This window comes from Leptolyngbya cf. ectocarpi LEGE 11479, assembly GCF_015207065.1.
Lineage (GTDB): Bacteria > Cyanobacteriota > Cyanobacteriia > Phormidesmidales > Phormidesmidaceae > Leptothoe > Leptothoe ectocarpi.
Genome location: NZ_JADEXP010000462.1, coordinates 1 through 4,151, shown reverse-complemented (window position 1 = coordinate 4,151; position 4,151 = coordinate 1). Strand labels below are relative to the sequence as shown.

Here is a 4,151-nt window from a genome sequence, read left to right as displayed (position 1 = left end):
GTGGGAGGCTCAACCCAACCTACGTGCTACGATTGGGGTGGTTGGGTTTCGGGATGAGGCATTATTTTTTAACCGAATAAGGCGGCGATGCCTAACCAGGTGCCTACTTTGAGGGCAACGGGGAGCACGGTTTTCCAGAGGCCTTTGGCGGCGTCTACGGTTTTGCTGGCTGCGGTGATGGTTTCACCCATGCTCTGCAAATTGGTCTTGATGGTATCTTTCTTTGGTTCGTCCTTTTCTGCTGACTTTTTTGCCGCTTTGGCATAGGTGGCGGCTTCGTCTTTGATGTCCTCTGGCAAATCTGCTTGAGCAATCAGGGTTTCGATCTGAGCTAACAGATCTACTACATCTGTCTGAGTTATGGGTTCAGCCCCGGCTGCCTGGGTTACTTGGTTGTTGTTACCCACTACCGCTTGATTGCCGTCGCCCTGTACTACCTGGTTATTATCGCCCTGGTTGATATTCACACCAGAGACGGTGCTATCGGAAATGGAAAAGCCTGGTTGCGGGTCTGCCATAGTTTGTATTACTTAAGATAGTCGATCTAAAACTGATAGCGATCAGGGTAGCCCAGAGTTTGACATGATTCATGGAATAAACCGATCTTCTATAATCTGAATCAGCAACGGCCAATCTTAGCATTTTGCCTATGACTGCTTTTACCATTACGCTTGAGCCCATTGGCACGCTGACAGACGAGGCGTTTTATCAACTCTGTCGGGCCAATCCAGATGTCAAGTTTGAGCGTTCATCCCAGGGAGAGTTGATTATCATGTCCCCGACAGGCGGTGAAAGTGGTCGTCGTAATGCTGATATCACGATTGATCTTGGTATTTGGAATCGACAAACCAAATTGGGCTACACGTTTGATTCATCCACTTGTTTTAAGTTGCCCAACGGCGCAGAGCGCTCTCCCGATGCGGCCTGGATTGAGTGCAGTCGTTGGCACGCATTGAGCCCTGACGCTCGAGAAAAGTTTCCGCCCATTGCTCCGGACTTTGTGATTGAGCTGCGTTCTGCTTCTGATCGATTGACAACGTTACAAACAAAAATGGAAGAGTATCGGGCAAATGGCGTGCAGTTAGGATGGTTGATTAATCCTCAAAACCAGACTGTAGAGATTTATCGTCCGGGCCAGGCTGTTGAGGTATTGCAAGCTCCTCAGCAGATTGATGGCGAAGATGTTTTACCGAGCTTTGTACTAAATTTGAAGGCCATTTGGGGTTGAAAGACAGTCAAACCACCTTTAGCTCCTAAAAAGCGCTACAACACGCGAAATGCTTACAATTGAGGCGTATTGAGTGCGATCAACCTGAGAGAACTGGCGATGATCATTGAGTAACGCCCTTAAAACTGACGGCGGGTAAAAATATTGCCAGCGATGATCAGCAGTAGAGCAGTGTAGATGATGCCATATAAAGCATTGAGGGCTAAGATGCCGGGGGATGGAAACAGAGCAGCGCCATAGACAGCTTCATTTTTGAGGTTAAGCCGTTCTAGATCTGGCAGTACCAAATACATCGCTTCGACGGCTCTCTGAAAGCTTTCGGATTCGGCCAGCTGTCCGAGTTTGAGTAGATCGGTACTCAGGTGGCCGACGAGATATGTACCAAAGGAAAGTAATGTCGCCAATAGAGAACTGGTGAAGACGCCAAAAACAATGGTGACGGCGATGATTAGCAGCATTTCGAGATACATAAATGCGATCGCAACCAGCATGCTACCGGCTGGAAACTCCATACCCAGAACAGTCAGAAGCACGATAAAAATCCCGGTTTGCACCAGCATTAACACGCCAATAACAGCGGCCAGACCCAGGTGTTTGCCCAGAATAATCTCAAACCGGCTCACGGGTTTAGCAATTAGCACCAGCACCGTTTTTTTCTCGATTTCCTTATTGACTAGACCAGTGCCGACAAAGATGGCAACCACCAGGGTAAAGACGTTGATGGCCGCTAATCCAAGGTCGAGCAAAATCTTATTTTCAGTACCGACGGCTACCTCTGGTAGCATCACCGCCGCCAGCACCATGATTACAGCAAATACTCCAACCATATAGAGGATGCGATCGCGAATGACTTCTAAAAAGACATTGCGAGCAACAACAGTAATACGAGCAAGATTTAGCATAGACAAGGTCTTCTCGCTAAGGTAGTAAACGTAAATGCACAGTCGGCCAGAGAGTTACCTTGGGGGCGGCGTCATTAAGTTGCAGACTCTTCCAAGGTTACCTGACGTTCCACTTCAGTTGTCTGATCCGAACAGGTCACCTCGGCGACTGGCGTTGAGTCTTGTGGCGTCTCATTCCCCGTGCGGTTTTTCAGGGTACGGGGCAAAATAGTACACACTTTTTCAACGTAATAGCCGTTCTGCTTGGCTGTTGGTCCCAGCCAGTTGGCACGAAGCTTAATCTGATACCCATTGGAAATAGACTGGGGGCGGGGCGCATCTAAACTCCAAAAGACACGTTCCTTAATGGCGTTAAGAATGATGCCTTCAGCCACGGAATTAATGCTGTTATCTAGGTTCAACAGCCACCGCTCCACTCGGGGCCAGGGAGCATCGTCTAACTGTTCGATCAGTCTCTCAGAGGCACTGGTCAACAGCAGATTGGCTTGGGAACCGCTGTCTGTATCGGGACCAAATCGGAATACAAAGGCGCTGTTGTCTAAATCTTCGGCAATCAGACTGGGGTAGTCATTGAACCAATGCTGAATGCGAAAGTAAAACAGAATCCAACTGCTGAGCAACAAATTGATCAGCAGTAGCACAATCAATTCTTGCCGGATAGCCGGTTTGGGCAGCTTCCAGTTTAATTTCCAATCACAAAATTTGGGGATGGCAACGAGCAGTGTGGCCACCACCGGCCACATCCCCATAGCCAGCTGTAACCGTTCGGAGGTCCATGGCTGAAACAAAAATACGCACATGACCGCTGCGGTAATCCACGGGCTAATGGAAACATAGCCAATTTCCACCGGATTTTGGGTCAGCCCCCACCAGATAGCAATGGTGAGAAACAGCCAGCTACAGGTACTGAGAATACTGATGGTAAAGGGGGAGGATGCTTGGGTTTCAGCCAGGGTGGCCATGGCCCAGGAAAACAAACTCAGCAACAGTAGGGTTTGCCAAGACAAGTAGCTGGGGGGGGTAATCAGCGCACGGATTTTATCGATGGATTCCTTCAAGACGTCAATCATGCTGGACTCCTAAGAATGTAGGACCGCATCACCAACAGCAAGAAGATGGCGCTAAAGCTCAGGGCATTGGCCTGGAGAACTGCGATCGCAAATTGAGACGCTGCTTGTTGATGCTGGGTTGTCCCTGTCCGAGAGCGACTGTAGCGTTCCTGACGACTCAGATCCCGAGGCTGAGACGGTACGCTCCAGGTCCCAAGGGCTCTCATAATCAGTTCTAAGCCCTTGAGTTTGAGGATCAGCGTCATAAAAAAGGCCACCAGTCCCGCCACTAGAATGATCCATCCCATTTGGGGTTTAAGGGTGTTGTTGATCAAGTGATCAAATAGCACATAGCTAATTACCTGGGCCTGCAGCCGAGCGTCAATCAGCGGCTCAATGGCTAAAAAGGCAAACCAGCCCACCACCACCGTCAGCAAATTAATCGCCGCTGCGTAACGTACGCTTTGCTTGTATCCAAGCAGCAGCTTTTGGCGCAGTACCATGGCTTCCAAGGCAGTTGCCACCAGTAAAAACATGATTTGAAAGATCACCGCTTTAAGCGGCAGCACTGGCTCAAGTTCGCCCATAGGCCTATCCGAGAATCTCAGACATTAGGGTATACCCTATTTGGAAATAAGAACATCTATCATCTATAAAAATACTGCTTTTAATTTTGCTAATTTTGCATTTTTGATGTAGAACACGTTGCCCGCAATATCTCTACGCCCAACGCTACAATCAAAGACGCTCCACCTTATTTTCCCTTTTCTCCCATGGTTCGTTCCGGCATCGGTATTCGCACCGCTCAGCAAACCTCAGAGCGTATGGTGGGGCAAATCCACGTTTACGATGGCGAGGGTAAGGGTAAATCCCAGGTGGCGCTGGGGGTGGTGTTACGCTCCATTGGGCTAGGGATTCAAACATTTATGGAGAGTCCGGTGCTGCTGTTGCGGTTTCTCAAAGGACCTGGAC

General features: G+C 49.1%; 6 protein-coding genes. 2 read left to right on the top strand and 4 right to left on the bottom strand.

Annotated elements, in window-relative coordinates; genetic code table 11:
- Positions 1–68: 68 nt before the first annotated feature.
- On the bottom strand, positions 69–518 hold the full coding sequence (locus IQ260_RS28350; RefSeq protein ID WP_193996421.1) for a hypothetical protein: 450 nt from the start codon (positions 516–518) through the stop codon (positions 69–71).
- Positions 519–649: 131 nt separating this feature from the next.
- Between IQ260_RS28350 and IQ260_RS28345 the strand changes: the two genes are divergently transcribed.
- Complete coding sequence (locus tag IQ260_RS28345) at positions 650–1,228, top strand: Uma2 family endonuclease (protein ID WP_193996420.1); 579 nt, start codon at positions 650–652, stop codon at positions 1,226–1,228.
- A 119-nt stretch (positions 1,229–1,347) separates the two neighbouring features.
- On the opposite strand, the gene IQ260_RS28340 is transcribed toward IQ260_RS28345, so the two are convergent.
- The 3 genes from IQ260_RS28340 to fraC all read right to left on the bottom strand — a co-directional run bounded on the left by IQ260_RS28340 (position 1,348) and on the right by fraC (position 3,766).
- Entirely contained in the window at positions 1,348–2,130 is a 783-nt protein-coding gene (locus IQ260_RS28340) for an ABC transporter permease (RefSeq protein WP_193996419.1), read from the bottom strand.
- 74 nt (positions 2,131–2,204) lie between these two features.
- Positions 2,205–3,200 carry a DUF5357 family protein gene (locus IQ260_RS28335; RefSeq protein ID WP_193996418.1) on the bottom strand — a complete coding sequence of 332 codons (996 nt, stop codon included), beginning with the start codon at positions 3,198–3,200 and terminating at the stop codon, positions 2,205–2,207.
- The gene (gene fraC, locus IQ260_RS28330) at positions 3,197–3,766 is read right to left on the bottom strand and encodes a filament integrity protein FraC (RefSeq protein WP_193996417.1); all 570 of its coding nucleotides are present in this window, start codon (positions 3,764–3,766) and stop codon (positions 3,197–3,199) included. Before fraC ends, IQ260_RS28335 begins: the two co-directional genes overlap by 4 nt.
- A gap of 186 nt (positions 3,767–3,952) precedes the next feature.
- Between fraC and IQ260_RS28325 the strand changes: the two genes are divergently transcribed.
- A partial coding sequence (locus tag IQ260_RS28325; protein WP_193996416.1) for a cob(I)yrinic acid a,c-diamide adenosyltransferase occupies positions 3,953–4,151 on the top strand: 199 nt, incomplete at its 3' end.